Raw genomic sequence first — 2,767 nt, forward strand, 5'->3', positions numbered from 1 at the left:
TCCTTTCTTTCAGAATTCTATCCAAATGTAGCCACCTATAGCAACTGCTGAAAAACATCGGGCAGATATTAATAGTATGACTGCTGTTTCAGAAGCATTATTTTTCTCAGGTTATAAATTTGATGCTCTGATAGAAAGTATCAGAGCAGGTCAAAAATGGCAAGAAATTAAACAATTATTAGTAGAAAATAACCTATCAAATGATACAGAATATCGTATTGCAGCCTCTCTACAGCAAGCAGTTTATGAAGTGAACGAATACAACCATTTAGAAGAACATAGTAATGCAGTTTGGAGTGTCATCTTTCATCCTGAAGGAAACTTAATTGCTTCTGCTAGTGCAGATAAAACTATTAAATTATGGAGTCGAGATGGCAAATTACAAAAAACTTTAAAAGCTCATACAGATAAGGTGAGCAGAATTAGCTTTAGTTCAGATGGAAAATATCTAGCTTCAGCTTCCCACGATCATACAGTTAAAATCTGGAATCTTCAGCAACCAGAAATTGAACCTCTATCTCTCAAGAGTCATCGTGCTCCAGTAGTAACAGTCAACTTCAGTCCCAATAGCAAAATATTAGCATCAGGCTCACTAGACAAAACTATCAAAATTTGGACCAACACAGGTGTATTACTCAGAACCATCAAAACCAAAGCAGTTATCCAATGGGTTAGCTTTAGTCCAAATGGAAAAATCATTGCTGCTGCTAATGAAAATGGGACGGTACAGTTCTGGAATCTCAATGGGAAACTTTTGGCAACCTTAAAACATGGATATGGAAATTATAATGCCCCAGTCTACAGTGTTAATTTTTCTCCTGATGGTAGAAGTCTGGTGACAGCAAGTAGGGATAAAACAATCAAAATTTGGAGTTTTTCGCGAAACAGACCAATTCTCAAAAAGACAATAAGTGGGCACAAAAAACAAGTTATCAGTGCTAACTTTTCTCCTGATGGCAAAACAATAGCTTCCTCCAGTACAGACAAAACCATTAAAATTTGGGACCTAGATGGAACCCTTTTGAAAAGTTTTTCGGGTCATGGAGATACAGTTACTCAGGTTAGTTTCAGCCCAGATGGCCAAACTATGGCTTCAGCTAGCTATGACAAAACTATTAAGTTGTGGAATCTTAAAAATAGTTCTCTAAATATTTTGCAAGGACATCAACACAGAGTTCTTGGTGTGAGTTTTAGTCAAGATGGTCAAATCTTAGCTTCTGCATCTCAAGACAATACTATTAAACTGTGGAGTCGTACAGGTAAGTTACTTAATACTCTTAGAGGGCATACTGATAGAGTGGCAAGTGTAAGTTTTAGCCCAGATGGTCAGATACTTGCTTCAGGTGGCTATGACAATACAGTAAAATTATGGTACTTCAATTCTCCAGAGAAAATCTGGAACTGGGAATTGCTTGATGATCCTCAACATTGGCAACCTTATGACAAAGATAATCAGGTTTTGTCTCTTAAGAATGAGAAAAGCACATCATATTTCAGGGAAGAGGGAAAAATTAAAGATGATTTGGCTGGTAAGTTGAGTTGTTTTGTGAGAGTAGGTAATTTTTGTCTTGTCTCTTTGCACAAAATTATTCCCTTTTTTCCGACAAATTTTTCCCTACTGCCACATCAGTCTTTTGAGTCAGAAAAATATCGTAGTTTGGTTAACATTACCCTTGATAGTCAAGTAGAAGTTCCTAGTAGACTACGATGTTTCCCAAGGTCAATAGGAACTGTTTGTGTTGATTGGAATTGGAATACAACTTATCATTCCTCTCATTTTACCTCCAAGAATATCAATCTTATAGGACATACCGATCATGTGATGAGTGTCAGCTTTAGTCCAAATAATCAAATTATTGCTTCTAGTAGCAAAGATAAAACGGTAAAGTTATGGAACCGCCAAGGTAAGTTGCTGAAAACTTTAGTTGGACATAATGAATGGGTCAGTAGTGTTAGTTTCAGTCCAGATGGCAAAATGCTCGCCTCTGCTAGTGATGATGGTACGGTGAAACTATGGACTAACAAAGGTGTACTGCTAAAAACTATTAATGCTCACAAAAATTGGATTTTGGGAGTAAGTTTTAGTCCAGATGGTCAGGCGATCGCTACAGGAAGTTTTGATAATACGGTAAAGCTTTGGAGTATTAATGGTGAGTTACTGAAAACTTTTTTGAAAGGTGCTAGTGATAGTGTCACTAGTGTTAGTTTTAGCCCAGATGGTCAAGTCATTGCTTCATCTAGTTATGATGGTAAGGTTAAGCTCTGGAGTCTTTATGATGGTAGTTTATTAAAAACTTTGAGCAGTCATAAAGATAGTGTAATGAGTGTAAGTTTTAGTCCTGATGGTAAGTTGTTAGCTTCTGGTAGTAGAGATAATAATGTTATTTTGTGGAATTTAGCATTGGATGATTTGTTAAAAAAGGGTTGTAGTTGGGTCTATGATTATTTACAGACTAATCCTCATGTTCAAGAGAGGGATCGTCAACTTTGTGAAAATTTAAATTATGGGGAATAGGGAAGAGTTATCAGTTATCAGTTATCAGTTATCAGTTATCAGTTATCAGCCTTTTTTCAGTGAACAGTTATCAGTTATCAATTCTCAGTTTTTTCTGTTTTTTTAATTATGGAAAATAAGATTTTGCTAATCTCATCTGCATCTTGAGGGAACAGTTATCAGTTATCAGTTATCAGCCTTTTTTCAGTGAACAGTTATCAGCGATCAATTCTCAGTTTTTTCTGTTTTTTTAATTATGGAAAATAAGATTTT

1 protein-coding gene is annotated in these 2,767 nt (G+C 35.7%); it reads left to right on the forward strand.

The window, feature by feature from the left end; genetic code table 11:
- Positions 1–76 precede the first annotated feature (76 nt).
- Entirely contained in the window at positions 77–2,515 is a 2,439-nt protein-coding gene (locus F6K22_RS37915) for a WD40 repeat domain-containing protein (protein WP_293109999.1), read from the forward strand.
- The last annotated feature ends 252 nt before the right edge of the window (positions 2,516–2,767 follow it).

This window comes from Okeania sp. SIO2F4 (genome assembly GCF_010672385.1).
Taxonomy (GTDB): domain Bacteria; phylum Cyanobacteriota; class Cyanobacteriia; order Cyanobacteriales; family Microcoleaceae; genus Trichodesmium.